Annotated in this window: 15 protein-coding genes; 3 read left to right on the top strand and 12 right to left on the bottom strand. The window is 54.9% G+C overall.

Translation table 11 applies throughout. The features are described from left to right. Window positions 1-18 precede the first annotated feature (18 nt). The 6 genes from GSF27_RS01505 to GSF27_RS01480 all read right to left on the bottom strand — a co-directional run bounded on the left by GSF27_RS01505 (window position 19) and on the right by GSF27_RS01480 (window position 6,239). On the bottom strand, window positions 19-873 hold the full coding sequence (locus GSF27_RS01505) for an XrtA system polysaccharide deacetylase (protein WP_160965010.1): 855 nt from the start codon (window positions 871-873) through the stop codon (window positions 19-21). 60 nt (window positions 874-933) lie between these two features. Next, window positions 934-2,487 carry a TIGR03016 family PEP-CTERM system-associated outer membrane protein gene (locus tag GSF27_RS01500; RefSeq protein WP_237457390.1) on the bottom strand — a complete coding sequence of 518 codons (1,554 nt, stop codon included), beginning with the start codon at window positions 2,485-2,487 and terminating at the stop codon, window positions 934-936. Next, window positions 2,426-3,556: an XrtA-associated tyrosine autokinase gene (locus GSF27_RS01495; protein WP_202410227.1), complete on the bottom strand. Its 1,131-nt coding sequence runs from the start codon at window positions 3,554-3,556 to the stop codon at window positions 2,426-2,428. Before GSF27_RS01495 ends, GSF27_RS01500 begins: the two co-directional genes overlap by 62 nt. Before the next feature lie 24 nt (window positions 3,557-3,580). Next, window positions 3,581-5,122, bottom strand: coding sequence for an XrtA system polysaccharide chain length determinant (locus GSF27_RS01490; protein WP_160965006.1), 1,542 nt, complete (start codon window positions 5,120-5,122; stop codon window positions 3,581-3,583). 57 nt (window positions 5,123-5,179) lie between these two features. Then, window positions 5,180-5,806 carry an XrtA/PEP-CTERM system exopolysaccharide export protein gene (locus GSF27_RS01485; RefSeq protein ID WP_160965004.1) on the bottom strand — a complete coding sequence of 209 codons (627 nt, stop codon included), beginning with the start codon at window positions 5,804-5,806 and terminating at the stop codon, window positions 5,180-5,182. A 163-nt stretch (window positions 5,807-5,969) separates the two neighbouring features. Continuing rightward, window positions 5,970-6,239, bottom strand: a complete 270-nt coding sequence (locus GSF27_RS01480) for a hypothetical protein (RefSeq protein ID WP_160965002.1) — start codon at window positions 6,237-6,239, stop codon at window positions 5,970-5,972. Between the two features lie 78 nt (window positions 6,240-6,317). Between GSF27_RS01480 and GSF27_RS01475 the strand changes: the two genes are divergently transcribed. After that, on the top strand, window positions 6,318-7,184 hold the full coding sequence (locus tag GSF27_RS01475; RefSeq protein ID WP_160965000.1) for an ExeA family protein: 867 nt from the start codon (window positions 6,318-6,320) through the stop codon (window positions 7,182-7,184). Between the two features lie 221 nt (window positions 7,185-7,405). Here the strand turns inward: GSF27_RS01475 and GSF27_RS01470 are convergent, their stop codons facing one another. The 6 genes from GSF27_RS01470 to GSF27_RS01445 form a co-directional block, all read right to left on the bottom strand. After that, on the bottom strand, window positions 7,406-8,563 hold the full coding sequence (locus GSF27_RS01470; protein WP_255493611.1) for a nucleotidyltransferase family protein: 1,158 nt from the start codon (window positions 8,561-8,563) through the stop codon (window positions 7,406-7,408). Then, window positions 8,553-9,458, bottom strand: a complete 906-nt coding sequence (locus GSF27_RS01465; RefSeq protein WP_202410226.1) for an HprK-related kinase A — start codon at window positions 9,456-9,458, stop codon at window positions 8,553-8,555. The genes GSF27_RS01470 and GSF27_RS01465 overlap by 11 nt, the downstream gene beginning before the upstream one ends. Before the next feature lie 43 nt (window positions 9,459-9,501). Further along, complete coding sequence (locus tag GSF27_RS01460; protein ID WP_160964996.1) at window positions 9,502-9,816, bottom strand: hypothetical protein; 315 nt, start codon at window positions 9,814-9,816, stop codon at window positions 9,502-9,504. Window positions 9,817-9,818: 2 nt separating this feature from the next. Then, window positions 9,819-10,697: a hypothetical protein gene (locus GSF27_RS01455; protein ID WP_160964994.1), complete on the bottom strand. Its 879-nt coding sequence runs from the start codon at window positions 10,695-10,697 to the stop codon at window positions 9,819-9,821. Between the two features lie 186 nt (window positions 10,698-10,883). Then, entirely contained in the window at window positions 10,884-12,185 is a 1,302-nt protein-coding gene (locus GSF27_RS01450; RefSeq protein WP_160964992.1) for a nucleotide sugar dehydrogenase, read from the bottom strand. A gap of 73 nt (window positions 12,186-12,258) precedes the next feature. After that, window positions 12,259-13,287 carry an SDR family oxidoreductase gene (locus tag GSF27_RS01445; RefSeq protein ID WP_160964990.1) on the bottom strand — a complete coding sequence of 343 codons (1,029 nt, stop codon included), beginning with the start codon at window positions 13,285-13,287 and terminating at the stop codon, window positions 12,259-12,261. A gap of 174 nt (window positions 13,288-13,461) precedes the next feature. Between GSF27_RS01445 and prsK the strand changes: the two genes are divergently transcribed. After that, window positions 13,462-15,603: an XrtA/PEP-CTERM system histidine kinase PrsK gene (gene prsK, locus GSF27_RS01440; RefSeq protein WP_160964988.1), complete on the top strand. Its 2,142-nt coding sequence runs from the start codon at window positions 13,462-13,464 to the stop codon at window positions 15,601-15,603. 46 nt (window positions 15,604-15,649) lie between these two features. Next, complete coding sequence (gene prsR, locus GSF27_RS01435) at window positions 15,650-17,005, top strand: PEP-CTERM-box response regulator transcription factor (RefSeq protein ID WP_160964986.1); 1,356 nt, start codon at window positions 15,650-15,652, stop codon at window positions 17,003-17,005. The last annotated feature ends 86 nt before the right edge of the window (window positions 17,006-17,091 follow it).

Genomic DNA, 17,091 nt, shown 5'->3' with positions numbered 1-17,091 from the left:
AATTATCCCGCCACGACGCTACAAGGCATCGTGTTTCAAATGTTCACTGAAGGCGTCTTTCATGGGCACCCAGTCAAAATCCCTCACCAGCCTCTGCAGTCGGGGCATGGTCCGGGACAGGTTGAGATAGTGCCGGAATACGGATTTCATACCCGCACCTTCGACCCGGGGTTGCTCCGGGTCAATCTCCCAGGGATGGAAGTAAAAGATACTCGGTGCCCGGTCCGCCCGGTTTACCTGCCGGATTGCCCAGCGGCTGACACCGTAGGGAAACAGCCGAAACCAGCCACCGCCACCGCAATTAAAATTACGGCCGGCGACAGGAACGGTTGAAATGGGAATCTCCAGCAAGCGACCTTCGCTCACCCGGTAGGGAAACCTGGAGGCGTCCGGTATGCCATAGAGGTCGTGATTAACCGGAACCACACTGGAACTGTAACGGTAACCACAGTCTGCCAGTATATCGTGCGCCCAGAGGTTCTTCTTGCTGATGGAATAGCTGGGCGCACGATAGCCCACTACCTCTACCCCACCAATGTCCTCAAGACACTGTTTGCTCCGGCCCACATCCTGGTAAAACTCATCCCGGGTCTGCAGCAGGGCCCGCTTATGGGCATAACCGTGGCTGGCAAGCTCATGGCCCTGGTCGACAATATTTCTCACCAAAGCCGGATAGCGTTCCGCAACCCAGCCGAGGACGAAAAAGGTCGCTTTCAAGCCGGCTTCATCGAACAGCTGCAGGATGCTGTCAGTATTGGCTTCCACCCGACAGGGTATGCTATCCCACTGATCCCTGTGGATCGTGTTCTCAAACGCCGAGACCTGGAAATAATCTTCCACGTCAACCGTCATGGCGTTTGCCATTTTGCCCATCCCAGAATCCATCCCTGCACAATCCGTTACATTAGTTCAGTGGCTGCGTCGCCAGACTGGTTACCACCGGGCTGTCACACCGACAGAGAATCGATGCTGTACATATTCATCATTGCTGTCATCAGACATCCGCTCGCTGCGGCTGACGTTCAGGTTGAGGTCGGTTCGACGCCCCAAACTGTGGCGCAAGCCCAGGTTCAGACTGCGCTGCTCTGACTCAAATCCTTCCCGGGGCGTATTCTGTCCCTCCTTGTTTCTGGAGTAGCTACAACGCGCGGTGATATTGGTCTTTGGCGACACTCGCCGATCGGCGGCAACGGAGAAGGTGTCGTACTCACGAATCGAAGAATCAGCCAACTCCTCTCTCACGGAATGCGCGCCAATAAATGAGAGCGTGGTTCTTCCCCGCGACCAGGTGTAACCAGCCCGGTAACGTTCATCAATGATCGGGCTTCTGGTATCCACTACCTGCGCCTGGGTCAGGTAGATGGGCTGGCCATTCTGATCCAGAAACGGGTTACCATTTTCGTCCACCACCAAAAAGTCGAACTCCTCCAGCCTGAGATCCCGGGAGAGGGTCAGTGATTCGGAATAATTAAACGAGAATCGGCTGTGCTTGTGACGGTATTCGATATCCACCGAGGAGCTGTCGCCAAAAAACTGCTCACCTTTCTCCACATGTATCTGGGTACGACTGTTAGGCTGATAAATAAAGCCCGCACTCCAGCGGCTGCCATCTACCTCCTGGTCCGAGCCCACCACTTCGAAATCGTTAAGGTCTTCACCCGCACTGCCCACTAACTGCAGCTGGTTGCTAACCCTATACCCCGCCGTTGCCACAACCGTCGCCAACCGGTCATTGAGGTTGCTACCATTATTGTCGTCGTCGTAGGTAATTTCCCGGTAGGTACCGGAGACACCCCAGGTAAAAGGCGTACCATCGGCAATGCTGCCAAGACTGAGAACCACAGCCTCCTCGTCACTGTCGTCAACGGAGTTCGCCGAGTTTGTCTGGGTGTTGTAGGTATAACGAAGGTTTACCAGTGCCAACCCGGCCACTTCGCGCTGTAGATAAGGGCTTATGGTGTGGCTGTAAGTGGTATTGGTATTGCCGTTGAGATTGAGGTTGGTATCTCCCGAGGCGCGGTCGGGATTCGCCCTGTTTTGCTGAATTCGCGATGAAGCATCAACAAACAAAGCACTCCGATAAACCTCCAGATTGCCATCTGCAGTTAACCTGGGATTGACATGATCCGGCTTGTCACCTGAACCACCACCACAATCACGGGCACTGAGGTCGTTAAACTCTACCAGACCTGACAGCTTCAGCTGCGAGCGCCCACCACTGCCATTAATGTTGATACTGGGGGTTACTGTGGTGACCCATTCATCGGTTTTGCCATCGTCATTCAAACAGATGTTGTCGGTGTACACCTCTTGCGCACTGACAGCGTACCCGGTATTCCAGTCTCCTGCCCGGGCCAATGGCGCCGCAACCAGAAATATTCCGGAAATACCCGCCAGCAGAAAGCCCGTATGGCCTATCTCAAGCTTATACTTCCGTATTGCCACGCTGCTTCCCACTGTAACGATGTCTGCTGGTTGGCTTGCCATCTTCGCCATAGCCATAACCGTAGCCGTATCCATAACCGTAGCCATAACCATAGCCATGGCTCAAAAGCGGATTCTTGCGCGCCCTGTTGAGGACGACCCCGATCAACTTGTCATCACCGAGAAGCTTGACTGCATCCTCAACAGCTGTCTGGGAGGATTTCTCTGCCGCCACTACAAAAACGATTTGCCCCATAAATCCGGCCAGAACCGCCGCCTCGGTAGTCAGCAGCAGTGGCGGCGAATCAAAAATGATCACCCTGTCGCGATAACGGCTGGCAAGCTCGGTCATCAATTCTGTCATCTTCTCTGATGCCAGCAGCTCGGTGGCGTGCTCGTGAAGGCCACCCGCAGGAAGGACCCTCAACTTGGGAATGTCAGTATGGAGAAGGACATCAGAGAATCGCTTGTCCGGGTTTTCAAGCAGATCGATCAAACCTTCGGAATCGTCCGGAATCCCCAACATCTTGGCCGCGGACGCCTTACTGACGTCGGCATCGACCAGCAAAACGGTTTTATCCTGCTCTGTGGCCATGCTCATAGCCAGGTTGAGCGCTGTAAACGTCTTTCCCTCTCCGGAAGTTGCGCTGGTCACCATGATCAGGTTCGCCGACTCGATCTTGGCAGGGCCCCGCTCTTCCATGTTTTGCAGCAGGGGCCGCTTAATCGTGCGGTATTCATCGGCAATTCTGGATTTCGGCTTCAGCGGAGTGATCAGGCCGTACTGATCCAGCATCTTTAAAGGCAGCTTATGTATCTTGCGATTGCCAGTATCCTCCGGGTCAGCAGTCTCTTCATCGACATCAACGACGGGCGTTGCCATCTGTGCCTGGGCCGATATAGAAGGTTCAGACACGCCGACAGCCTTCTCTACTGCCACCTTCTCCGCTACCACACCCTCAGGACTGGTAGTTTCGGGAGCAGCTGAGGCGTCTGGAATTACCGGAATACCCGCATCCATACTGACGTCTTCGGCGAGTCTCTCACGATTAAACTTATCCGAGTCGCGAACCAGGGCGTCTTTGCCCTTTTCCTTTTCCAGTTTGCTGATAGCTTTTTCAATAATATTCATATTCGTTGCTCGCTGGCCCTCAACTCAGAAGATCAAACCCTGGCCAGCACTGACCCCGGCAAAGACAACCACCAATGACACCAGACCCGAACCGAACATAATCGTATTACGCAGTTGCAGCTGCTCCTGTTCAGGTGTCGTAATCACGGTTACGCACCCCAAAACCGGCAGACCCAGCTTCTCGGTAACCGTATGACGATCCACAAATACCGGCTTTATCAACGATATCAGCAGCGCCACACCACCACTGATACCCAATGACAACACCAGTACCATGGCATTCAGCAACAACTTGTTAGGTTCTGTCGGTTTGAGCGGCACGTAGGGAGGATCGACCACACGGAACTTAATATCTTCCGCTGTCTTTTCGACTTTCTCGGACAGCATGGCAGACTCCCTGCGCTTGAGCAGAGCATCATGCTGTTGCGAAACCACTCGATAGTCCCGATCCAGTTGCTGCAGCTCCACCTCGATATCGGGAATGCTGTTGACCGCGTCTTCGAGGGATTTGACCCTTTGACCAAACTCTTCGACCCGCACTGAAACTTCGGCGATACGAGCCTCGGTTTCCGCCAACATGGTCCTCATGCTCTGGTACACCGGGCTCTCATCCAATCCGGCAAAACTGGCCGGGCGCTCTTCCATGGCCTTTTTCAGGTCCCTCTCCCGCTGACGCTGCAGGGCCCTGATACGATCCTTCAGCTGAATGACGGATGGGTGTAACTCGGTATAGTTGACGGTGAGCGAGTCCAGCTTCTCCTGCAGGGCATTAATCCGCTGATCAAGGGGGGACGCCAGGCTGGCGCCGGACAGGCTATTGGAGAACATAGCCGGCTCCTCGCCCTGCAGCTGACGGTTGAGCTCTGCCTTCCTGTTTTCCAGCTCCTTGAGCTCCAGCGTGGCAGACTTCAGCTTCGAGCGCTCGGACTCGAGCCTGACATAGTAGCTCCCTGCCTCACCCGGCATCTGACCGGCATTCTGCTGTTTAAAATCCGCCAGCCGCTTTTCCGCCTGGGAAAGGCGCAACTCATACTCTTCAATCTGCTGATCGAGGAATGCCTGGGCGCCACTGCTGTCCTTGCGCTTATCCCCCAGGGCACTTTCGATAAAAATGGTTATGAGCGACTGGACAACCCGCTTTGCGGTATCGCGATCCTCATGCCGAAAGGAAACATAGTAGAGGGAGCTGTTGCGACGATCACCGTTGAGGGTGATATTGGAACGCAGCTCATTCAGCATACGTTCTTCCTGCAAGTCCGACTTGGCCTTGAGGTCAAGATCGGCCATACGCATCAGCTTTTCCAGATTGGGCCTGCTGAGCAGGGTTTTACTCATCAGGGCAACCCGCTGCTCCAGATCCGGCTGAATTGCCAATCCTCGCAGCAAGGGCCTGAGAATGCTGCGGCTGTCTACATCCAGTCTGGCCGTGGCAAGATAGGACTCAGGCAGAGACCAGACCCACAACCAACCTACCAGGGCAAACGCCCACGCAATGCCGAGCGCTGGCCAACGAAATCGCCAAACCCCCAATAAATATCCATATGCCTGGGCTAATAACTGCTGCATTCCCTTATCCTAACTATCCATAGTTTGCTGTTCGATGTTCAGACCCTGCAGTGCCCCTCAGAACCAGGCTTCAGGTATGATCACAATATCGCCCGGCATCATGGGAGTGTTGACAGAGATATCCCCGTCCTTGAGAAGGTCGTCCAGACGCAGCGTGTACATCTCCTGCTGGCCATTGAAGTTTCTCACCAGGACAGACTTGTTACCCGCAGCGAATTCGCTGAGACCTCCCACGGCGATCATCAGGTCAAGCAGAGACATGTGCTTGTTGTAGGGCACGCTGAGTGGCTGCAGCGCTTCCCCCACCACCCGGACCTGCTGGGTTGGGACACCGACAAAGCGATTCACGATGACACTGACCACAGGGCTTTTCACGTAGCGGGAGTAGGCAGTTTCAATCTCCCTGGCCAATTGCGTGGAGCTGCGGCCACTGGCGGGGATATCCTCAACCAGGCGGGTGGTAATTTTACCATCGGGACGGACAACGACCGTGGTACTGAGTTCGGGATTCCCCCAGACGAAGATCTCGACAGAATCTCCGGCGCCGACGATATACTCGTAATCCGGGGCCTGACTGACCTCCGGGTAGGTTGTGTTACCGGCGCAACCCGCCAGAAACGTACCGACGACAAAAACTGGCAGTATGCAAAGTCGTGAGAGGACCGCAAAGATACCCTTAAACACAGGTCAACCTCCTATCTCTGTGATTTGGCTTGGACGCACCGGCATGACCTTCGGTCATCACCCCAAGTGCAATTCCTGATTCTGCACTGATAAAGAGGTGTGGGCGGAAAAATTGTTCTATCAGGCGCCAATACTAAACCTCCTCGATGAACAGAAACAACCACTAAACAAAAAGAAACACGGAATTCTCAAAATTCATCGGCATCGCTGAGGCGTTTTGAGTACCCCTCTGCTGGTTAACGGCATTTTTTTCCGTCAAAATATTTTTAAAATATAAAAAAGCAGTCTGCTTATCTTTGTTAGCTATATAAGAAATCCACCGACAACTGTCAGCTATTTTTACAGTCGTAGCAGAAATCCCAGGAGCATCAAGCTCCGCAGGACTTCCTTCAGGCTTCAGGCGATTTTTTTTACAGAACGTTGTATGCTTCATCGGTGCGCACTATAAGAGCGGTTACACAATTACCGGCGCACTCACGCAATCAGAGGATCAAAAGGACGGATACCTGAGATGTATGAATCCTTCTATGGACTGAAAGAAGAGCCTTTCCGGCTAACACCTGACTCACGCCTGTGCTACAACCACGCCAGCTATAAAAACGCCAAAGCCTACATGCATTATGCGCTGTATCGTGGTGAAGGGTTCGTGGTGGTGACCGGCAATCCCGGGACGGGAAAATCCACGCTGATCAGCAACCTGATGTCAGAGTTTGACGGCAGCCAGGTGCGCTGCACCAACCTCAACTGTACGCAGTTGGACGGCGATGACCTGATTCGCCTGATCGCCCTCAACTTCGGCATCGACAGTAACACCGAATACAAGTCCCTGATCCTGCACAAGGTGAAAGAGCTGTTGCTGCAGCTGCACTCTGAAGGCCGAAGAAGCCTGCTGATTATCGATGAGGCGCAAGACCTATCCGCCAGTGCCCTGGAAGAACTTCGGCTCCTGACCAATCTGCAACAAAATAACCAACCGCTGCTGCAGATTTTCCTGGTGGGCCAAAGCGAGCTGCGCCAGACCATCAGCGCCCCCAACCTGGAACAGTTGCGCCAACGGGTTATTGCCACCTGCCATCTCAAGCCCCTGAGCGTTGAAGATACCCAAAAATACATCCTCTACCGCCTGTCACAAGTGGGCTGGAAAATGGATCCAACCTTTGAGCCAGCGGTCTTCCCCGTAATACATCAGGCCAGCCGGGGCACCCCGCGCATCATCAACCTGATCTGCAGTCGCCTGTTCCTGCACGGCATGGTGGAAGACAAACACCATATTGATCTGAAGGACATCAAGGAAGTGGTCAAGAGCCTGGTAGAAGAAGAACTCCTGCAAGGGGAGGAGCTCACCGCACCGCCGGCAACGACGCTGAAAAGTATTTGAAGCAGCGCAACCAAAATTCTACCTAAAGCGCCGTAACGGGGGGCTGGCTTACGGTCCCAACGCCACTCTCCTGCCGTATTCTCAAGTCAAATCAACAGGCTTGCGCCAACCCGGGCCGCGTCCCTGTCCGGGAACCTGAAACTGCGCTTTTGTTGTCGGGCTTTCCCCTGAGAATCCGGCCCCCGGAATGCGGGACCCGCAGCATTAAGGTTCAGCAGAATTCAGACGCGTTTTTCGCGCCCCAATTGGTTCAGAAACTCATCCACCGTGCGTGGCGTGGAATCGTCTGATTTGAAAAGATGCTCAAATCTTGGCGCCAGCGCCTTGTGCAGGAGGTGCGGAACCAGCAACCGCAACGGCATCTTCAGGTAATGGGATCGGACATAGAGCATCCAGCGAGCCAACCCACTGCCGTACAGAGAACAGCTTTCATGATCAGGCAGCAACCCCCTGTTCATAGTCCAAAGCCCGAACTGCAAACGTAGATTCCCAAACGGTAATTGGGAGCGGGCTTCCGCCATGACACTGTCCGGCACAGGCAGTGCAAACCACTCACGGCAATAATAGAGCGCCAGGTAGAGCGGATACTGCAACCCCAACTCCCCGGCCCGACCCAGCAAGCCTGACCAGCGATCAGCGAGCAGGCACAGTTCCTTCAACAGGCTGTTGATATCGTCCAGATCGCGCAATGCCGAGGTGAACTCGCCATCAAAAAAGAGGTGTGAAGCACTGTGCAACACCAGATCCTCGTCTCCGAGGCGCCATAGACCGTCCACCTCCGGCAGCGGCACCTTGCGCCCGAACAAAAGCCCCGCATCCGGCGTCACCACAGCGGTTTCCGGCAGGATATTGTGATGAACATCCAGCTCGGTGCCACGCTTGCCATGCCGCATGGGCGGCAATTCATGCATCCAGCGACGGTAATAGCGTTGGTCGTAAGCATCCAGATGAGTGGTGTACCAGCCATCCATCTGCAACAGCTCCTCGGCACCATCCAGCACCGCCTTCGGCACCAGAATATCGATATCCGAAAACAATCTTCCGGCGCCCGCACCTAACCCGGAGCCACTGTACGCGGCACCCTTGAGGACGATAACCGGCTCATCAAGATCCACCAATGAATCCCGCAAGCTGACCAGCTCACGCACCACGGAAGCCTTGTGGCGATCTGCCATAATTTTGCCCCAGCGCAGATGCCTGAAAGGCTCCCGGGGAATGGCGTCCAACAGCTGATTCTGCTCAAACAGGACGTACAGGCGCCCCATCATTGTGGCGATCCGGGCCTGGCGGATCAGCAAGTCCCATTCCGGCAACGACAATTTTCTGCAGATCTCGGGAGTTCGCAGTACCTCTATCAGTAGACAGGCGCTAAAGGACATATTGACTATCCCCCTGCCCCGTCAACGGCTCGACCTCGTCCACCAGCTCGTCAAACAACTGCAACGCCTGCTCCAGGTCAGAATAGTGAAAGTCATAACACTGGCTTTGGTCCACCACACCACGGAGTACCTGATAGGCCTGCTCGCCCAGCACATGAAAATTGAACGACTGCTTCGCCAGTTCCAGCAATGTATAGGCACGGGAACGTAACCAAAGCTGGGTCTCAGCGCCCTTTATATAGCGCGGAAAAATGACTCCCTGGACCTTTGCCGCCTCCTCTACCCTGAAGACACTGTCGGCAGGTGCCAGCATGTGAGCGACATCGCCCTTGATAGTGTCATTACACACCGGCCCGAATTGCGCCTGCGGGAAACGGCCGGAAATCAGGCTTACAGATTCATTTTTCAGGCAGACAGGTCTTGCCAGAGGCACCACTTCACCCGAGCCGTCCAGTTTCAACAGCGCCAGCTCATCAGACAGAAGACGCCAGCCGTTACACACCAGCGCAGCACACAGGGTACTTTTCCCCGATCCCGGGGGAGCCGGCATCACCAGCGCCTGACCGTTCTTTTCGACCACGGCGGCATGAATGATCAGGTAATCAAGACAATGGCTGGTAATACACCAGTTCAACCCCCACTCAAACATGGGCAGCGCCTGGGACAGCGGCAAAGGTTTGAATGGCGCATGCCCATCAAGCCTGAAGTTAACCTGTGGACGCCACCAGCCGCGCAAACCTGAAGGCCGCGCCATGGAGATATGGAAATCGACAAAGTCGGGAGGAGCGATCTCGCGATCACTGTAGAGGAGTCGAGCACCGTCCAGTACTACTGCGATATTACTGGACACCTGTACCGTAAACGGCCCTACTTTCAGGTTGAGGTGCGGATTCACCAGGATTGCTTCCGTGTGTTACGAATTCGTTGTATTGCCAATTCTAATCGCGGGCGCAGTGAGATTGCGCCACAACCCCCAAAACAGCCAACTGCGCCAGACGGGACTCCAGTCCAGCGACCGAAACGATGGAACGGACAGCCTCGCCATCACTGACATCAAGTCTCGCAAACAACTCTTCAGTGGTCAGCGGGCCCTGCTGTATGTGCTTCAGGAACAGACACTGAGGCGGCGGGATTACATGCAAATCACCGGAGAGTCGGTTGTAGGCAACCGCTTCCGGTTCATCTGGCCAGCCATCCAGCACAACCCCCTCCACCAGACGCCAACGGGCAGCAGCAGCCCCAATGTCAGGCATGGTTACTCACTGCCTTCCTTCACACACATCATCTTGTCCCGGTCATAGTAATAGCCGGCTTCGCAGTAGGCGACCACCTCACCATCCACGATGGTATAGCCTTTTTCGACTTCACCGTGAGCGTTAAAAAAGCAATCGCCCCTTTCGTTCAAGGTGGCAAACAGCTCCGCGACTTCGGCACGCGTAATGGTTTTACCCATGTACTCGCCCTCACCGGAATTCACTGCCAACGCCAATGCCTTCACCTGATCAGGTGTTGCACCATACAAGGTCGGTGCGTGCTCCGCATTAAACAAGGCTGCCACCAAATGAAAGTGGAAAGTTCCCAGGCTGCCATAATCCTGCTGCCCGTTGCCTGCACTGTGCTCATTAAGCACCTGCCATAAGGTGACCGGGTAAGGGGACGAACTGAAAGGCTCTACACCCGCAATAGCCGGCTCAAACATGAAGGTACCGATAAAGGTAGTTCCGCCTTCAGCGCTGTAAAAATCGATTTTCCCACTGGACTTCAGAACCGGCGTCCCCGGATTGTAGCCCGGAGGCCAACCGTCAATATTGTTTTTGTAATAGCCGGGAGTACATCCCTGGCCACTGCACTCGTGCTCGTGTCCGGAAACGTTACCTGACGTCAGCCCCGACACCGAACAGATGCTGGAGCCGAACACCGGACGGCTGAAAAGGGACATCATCACTGACGCCGAGGCACCAGCCGCGGCGAGATTGCGACGCGACACCATGCCTGCCTGTTGCCGACCGGCACCGGTCTGCGGCGGCGGGGACTCCCCCTGAGGAGCTGTGGTATTTGAATGGGTATTTTCTTCGTTACGCTTCATAGCCTGCGCTCGTTCGTCCTGAGTCTGAACTCGTTTCAGATCTTCCATTTTCCACCCTGGCCCTGCAACAAACCGCACTCAATGCGCTTTATTCAAGCCAACCCAAAAGCTGACCTATAGAACTGCAAGAAATGCGCCACGAGTACAACCCCCTGATTTTTCTGGGATTTAAACCTGGCCATCGAAAACAAAACCAATTTCAACGCCAAAACGTAAAATAATCTGACAGTGTCGTCACAGTCTCCAGACTGACAACCCGGCCTCTTCAGCGGCGCCCTTATCCACTATCGACTTAACGTCAATGACCACACCATTTTTGGACAACAGTGCCTGTATGCCATCCATCGTCAGCTCCCTGTATTTGCGATGCGGCACCGCCAGCACCACAGCATCCAGGTCTCGCAAATCGTCCCAACTGCAGAGATCCAGCCCATACTCATGTCGGGCCTCCCGAGCAGATGCCAGCGGGTCGTGTACCAGAATATTGCACTGGTAATCCGCCAATTCCGCAATAATGTCCACCACCTTCGAATTGCGCAGGTCCGGGCAATCTTCCTTGAAGGTCAGTCCCAGCACCGCAACCCTGGCGCCATTCAACTCTTTACCGGCCTTGAGCAATTTTTTGACAGTCTGCTCGGCCACAAACTTGCCCATACCATCATTAATGTGGCGGCCTGCCAGAATAACCTGGGGATGGTGGCCGGCAGCTTCAGCCTTATAGGTAAGGTAGTATGGATCAACACCGATACAATGGCCACCAACCAGACCCGGCCGGAACGGCAGAAAGTTCCATTTGGTACCGGCGGCTTCCAGCACCTCCAGGGTGTCTATATCCAGGCGATTAAAAATAATCGCCAATTCGTTCATCAGGGCGATGTTGAGATCCCTTTGCGTGTTCTCGATCACCTTGGCCGCTTCCGCCACCTTGATGGTCGCCGCCGGGTAAACACCCGCGGTGACCACGGTTCCATAGAGTTTGGACAAGCGCTCCAGCGTTGCCGGGCTGTCACCCGCTACCACTTTTACAATCGTCTCCAGGCGGTGCTGCTTGTCGCCCGGGTTAATCCGCTCGGGGGAATACCCCACGTAAAAGCAGTCGCTGCCTCCCTCTCCCCTGCCCGCCCAGCGCAAACCCGACCGGGCCTCGAGAATCGGGACACAATACTCTTCTGTGCAGCCCGGATAGACGGTTGACTCAAATACCACCGTGGTGCCGGCGCGCATGACGCTGCCGACGGCCTCGCAAGCCCCTGCCAACGGTGACAGGTCCGGCTGGTGCGCATGATCAATAGGGGTAGGCACCACAACGATGATCACATCGGCAGCAGCCAGGGCCACCGCGCGGCTGGTGAAGCTCAACTTTGTGGCGGACCGCAGCTGCGCCCCATCCACCTCCCCGCTGGGATCACGCCCCTGGCGGTAGTGATCCAGTTTCTCCTCGTTCAGGTCAAAACCGATGGTTGTAAAGTGCTGACCGAAGGCTACGGCGAGGGGCAAACCAACGTAGCCCAGACCAACGATACCAACCGTTTGCATACTCTTTTTCTCCGGGAGACTTCTTGCACAGTTAAACTGCACGATTGTGAATAACGATTAGATAGCACCGACATCAAGGCGTCAGGTGATTGAGATACCAATCTGCGGTTTCCCGTAAACCCGAGGCCGCGGAATATTGAGGCTTGTAACCCAGTAAACGTTCCGCCCTGGAGATGTCCGCCAGCGAGTGACGCACATCACCCTGACGAAACTCCCGGTACACCGGCTCCCGCCCCGCCACCTCCGGGTTACGGGAAGCCACAAGATCGCGTATTACGGCAAACAGCTCATTCAGGGTAGTGCTCTGGCCATAAGCCACGTTGTAAACCTGATTGACAGCCTCCGGCACCTGCGTGGTTGCTGCCAGCAGATTGGCCTGCACCGTGTTTTCGATAAAACAGAAGTCCCGGGAAGTCTCGCCATCACCATTGATGTAACAGGGGTCGGACGCAATCAGATTGCCAAACCAGCGGGGAATAACCGCCGCGTAAGCGCCGTTGGGATCCTGGCGGGGACCAAAGACATTGAAGTAACGCAAGCCTATAGCCTCAATGCCATAGGTTCTGGCAAACACGTCCGCATAGAGTTCGTTGACATACTTGGTCACCGCGTAGGGCGAGAGCGGCCTGCCGATCTGATCTTCTACTTTTGGCAGGCCGGGATGATCACCATAGGTGGAGGAGGACGCTGCGTAGACAAAGCGGCTAACACCCTTGTGACGCACCGCTTCCAGCATATTCACGAAGCCGTCAATATTGACCGAATTGGTATTCAGCGGATTCTCAATAGAACGTGGCACGCTCCCCAGGGCGGCCTGATGCAGAACAATGTCCACGCCCTCACAGGCGGACAGGCAAGTGTCGAGATCGCGGATATCGCCTTCAATAAAGGTAAATTTGTTCCACTGCTCAGCCGTCAGTTTGCCCTGCACATCATCAAGGTTGCGCTTGGAGCCGGTGGCAAAATTATCAAGACCGACAACTGCCTGCCCGCACCCCAGCAAGCATTCCAACAGATTGGAGCCGATAAAGCCGGCCACTCCGGTAATCAGCCAGGTTCTTGGGTGTGAGGTCAGGTGGCTGGACAACTCGGGCAAGAGCATCGCGTCAATGTTCCTTTTGTATACCGCTATTGCTATGAATAACCGTCGCTTTGCAGTCGACGACAGGGCTTCCGGTGCCTTAGGCAAACCCTATCACATCAGCATAAAACTGGGTAATCTATATTACTGCAAAAGCAGAATAAATATGCCTCTGGAACGTAAGGATTGCGACCCGTGTCTATCAGCGAGATGACTGCCGCCAGCTATGGCACCGTGATATTGGGCTACTCGGTATTGGGAATACTGACGCTGCTTTCCTACCTGAAGAACCGGAGTGGTAAAGCCCTGCTGGCGCTCTGCCTGACAAGCACCCTTTGGGCGATCGCCATTCTCTCTGATCGCTATTACCCGCTTCCGAATGCAGCCCTGCTGCTGTTGGAGTGGGCCCGGTTCCAATGCTGGATTCTGCTGCTGTGCCAGATTTTGACACCTGAGCGGGACAACCAGGCTGACCCCGGAGACGCGAATGTATCCAGGTTACAGAGGGTGTGCCTGCTCTGGGCTGTGATCAGCCTCCTCGCCCTCATGGGCCCTCAGGTAGCAATCCATGCCTGGCCGTCACTGGAACTCCCACCGCTACTGCACTACCCGGCCGGGTACAGCAAGTTCGAATTTGTCATTTTCCTGCTCTCGTCCATCTCGGTCCTGCTTTTGACAGAACAGATTATCAGGCATAGCAACACTACCCAGTTGTGGGCTCTGAAGCTCCTCTGTATCGCCGCCGGGGCGGCCATGTGTTTTGACTTCGTACTCTTCAGCGACGGCCTGATGTTCGGGCAGATGGCCAGTGAATTCTGGATCGCCCGCGGCTTTATCAACTGCATGGTCATACCGCTACTGGGGGTAGCCGCCGCCCGCTATCGCAACATGCAACTGGAAATACACGTTTCGCGGCAGGTGATTTTTCACTCGGCCACCTTTCTCGCCGCCGGTGCCTATTTGCTCGCCATGTCAGGAGCCGGCTATTACGTCCTGTACCTGAGTGGCTCCTGGGGCAACCTGCTCCAAATCACCTTTTTGTTTGCCGCGTTTTTGCTCATGGCCATGCTGCTCATGTCCCATAAACTGCGGGCATTATCACGGGTCTGGCTGAGCAAACATTTTTTCAGCTACAAATACGATTACCGGGAAAAGTGGCAGGAATTTACCGCCGAGCTGGCCATCAGTGAAGGCGAAATTCCGGCCCGCAGCTGTGCCGCCATGTGCAAACTGGTACACGCCTCCGGTGCCATCGTCTGGGTCGATGCCGGTAACGGCCACTATCAACTGCTGGAAAACTGGCACGCCCCAATGCCTCTCATCGACAGGGAGAGCATGAACACGGACATTGGCCGCATTGCGGACTTCATGACGGAAACCGAGTGGGTTATCGATCTTGACGAGTATCTTTCGCAGCCCGACCAGTACGACAATCTCACCCTGCCGGGATGGCTACTGGACATACCCAAAGCCTGGCTGCTGGTACCCCTGCTTTATCAACAAGGTGCCCTTGGGGTCATGTTCCTCAAACGCTCTGACATCAGCAGCGGCATTAACTGGGAAGACCGGGATCTCCTCAAGGCAGGAGGCCGCCAGGCCGCTATCATGCTGGCCCAGTACCAATCCGAGCAGCTCCTGTCGGAAGCAAGGCAGTTTGAGGCCTACCATCGGCTCTCAACCTATGTGATGCATGACCTGAAGAATATCCTGGCACAGCTCACACTGGTGGTAACCAACTCAGCCAAGCACAAACACAACCCTGAATTTATCGACGACGCCCTGTATACCATTCAAAACTCTGTTGACCGCATGACCCGCCTGCTACAGCAGATGAAGTCCGGTCAAAGGGAGATGCAGCGCAAGCAGGTCAGCATCCGCGACGCCATAGTGGCAGCAGTAGAATCCAGACAGCACATAGCCCCAAAACCGGCATGCCAGCAGCTCCCTCCGGAGGACAGCACCATAGAGACGGACTTCGACCAACTGGTCAATATCTTCTGCCATCTGCTGCAGAATGCTCAGGAAGCCACCCCTGCAGAGGGCTCGATCTCTGTGGCATCAGACTACACAGACGGCTCAATTGTGATTACCATTACAGATACGGGTTGCGGCATGACGGAAGAGTTCATCAAGCATCGCCTGTTTAAACCATTTGACTCCACCAAAGGCCTCACTGGCATGGGGATTGGGGTCTACGAATCCCGCCAATACGTTCAATCGTTAGGTGGGCACCTGGACGTCACCAGCTCTCCAGGACAGGGAAGTTGCTTCACGATTTCCATACCTGCTGGCAACAAGGACACCGAGCAGGGGCAGGCAAGCCGATCCATTGCTTAATGCCGCCCCACCCGCCCGGATAGCACGATTTTAAGGATGACAAGAAATGGGATCTGAGAACCGCCAACTGCTCATAGTCGAGGATGACCCCGGTCTGCAAAGCCAGTTGCGCTGGTGTTTTGACAACTACGAAGTCAGTGTCTGCAGTAACCGCACCGATGCCATAGCGGCAGTACGACGTTGCTCCCCGGGGGTGGTCTTACTGGACCTGGGACTGCCGCCGGATCCCGGCGGCGTCACCGAGGGCATGGAATCCCTGAAACAGATACTCAGCCTTGCCCCGGCCACCAAAATTATCATTGTCACAGGAACCCACGACCGGGAGAACGCCGTTAAGGCGATTGGCCTGGGTGCCTACGACTTTTACCAAAAGCCTGTTGAAGCTGACATCCTGCAGCTAATGGTAGACCGGGCCTATCGCGTCTACGAACTGGAGCAGGAGAACCGTAGCCTGCAAACCGAACGGCGACAGGGACCTCTGGCAGAGATCGTGGGAGCCAGCCCCCAGATTGAAAAGATTTGCCGCACAATTGAAAAGGTCGCGCCCAGTAACATTACAACCCTGCTGCTGGGGGCCAGCGGAACGGGCAAAGAGGTATTTGCCCGGGCCCTGCACAACCTGAGCCCTCGAGCAAAGAACCGTATGGTCGCTATCAACTGCGCCGCCATACCGGAAAACTTGCTGGAAAGTGAGCTGTTTGGCTACGAGAAAGGGGCTTTTACCGGTGCCGCCAAGCAGACCCAGGGAAAAATTGAATACGCTGACGGCGGCACCCTGTTCCTGGATGAAGTGGGTGACCTTCCCCTGGAATTACAGGCCAAGTTATTGCGCTTTTTACAAGAGCGGGTCGTGGAGCGGGTTGGTGGCAGAAAAGAGATTCCCGTTGACGTAAGGATCATTTGTGCGACGCACCAGGATCTGACCTCGCACATAAGAGACGGGCGGTTTCGCGAGGACCTGTTCTATCGCATCAGCGAAATTACCGTCAACATTCCCCCTTTGTGTGATCGGGAAGGCGACGCGCTGTTGCTGGCACGCAACTTCCTGAATCGCTACAGCACTCAACTGGGCCGAAATATAAAAGGCTTTACCGATGAAGCCCTGCACACCATTGAACGCTACTCCTGGCCAGGCAACGTGCGCGAACTGGAAAGCAGGATCAAACGTGCTGTGGTAATGGCAGACGGCAGTCAGATAACGCCGGAAGATCTGGAGCTGGAAGTTACTGTTGAAGAGCCGACCCCGTTCAATCTGAAGCAGATCCGTGAAAATGCGGAAAAGAACGCTATCCTTCGCGCTCTCAACCATGCCAACAACAACATTTCGGAGACGGCTAAAAATCTGGGCGTGACACGCCCCACCCTCTATAACATGCTGGAAAAATACAACCTGAAGCCGTAGATCCGATGAGTTCTTCAGAAGCAAAAAGGCCCGCAATCGCGGGCCTTTCTGTTACTGCTCAACGAGCTTCAGGGTACGAATGACAA

The sequence above is a fragment of the Pseudomaricurvus sp. HS19 genome, assembly GCF_009857815.1.
Taxonomy (GTDB): domain Bacteria; phylum Pseudomonadota; class Gammaproteobacteria; order Pseudomonadales; family Cellvibrionaceae; genus Pseudomaricurvus.
Note: the sequence above shows the minus strand (reverse complement) of the source record. Positions and strands in the feature narration are given on the sequence as shown.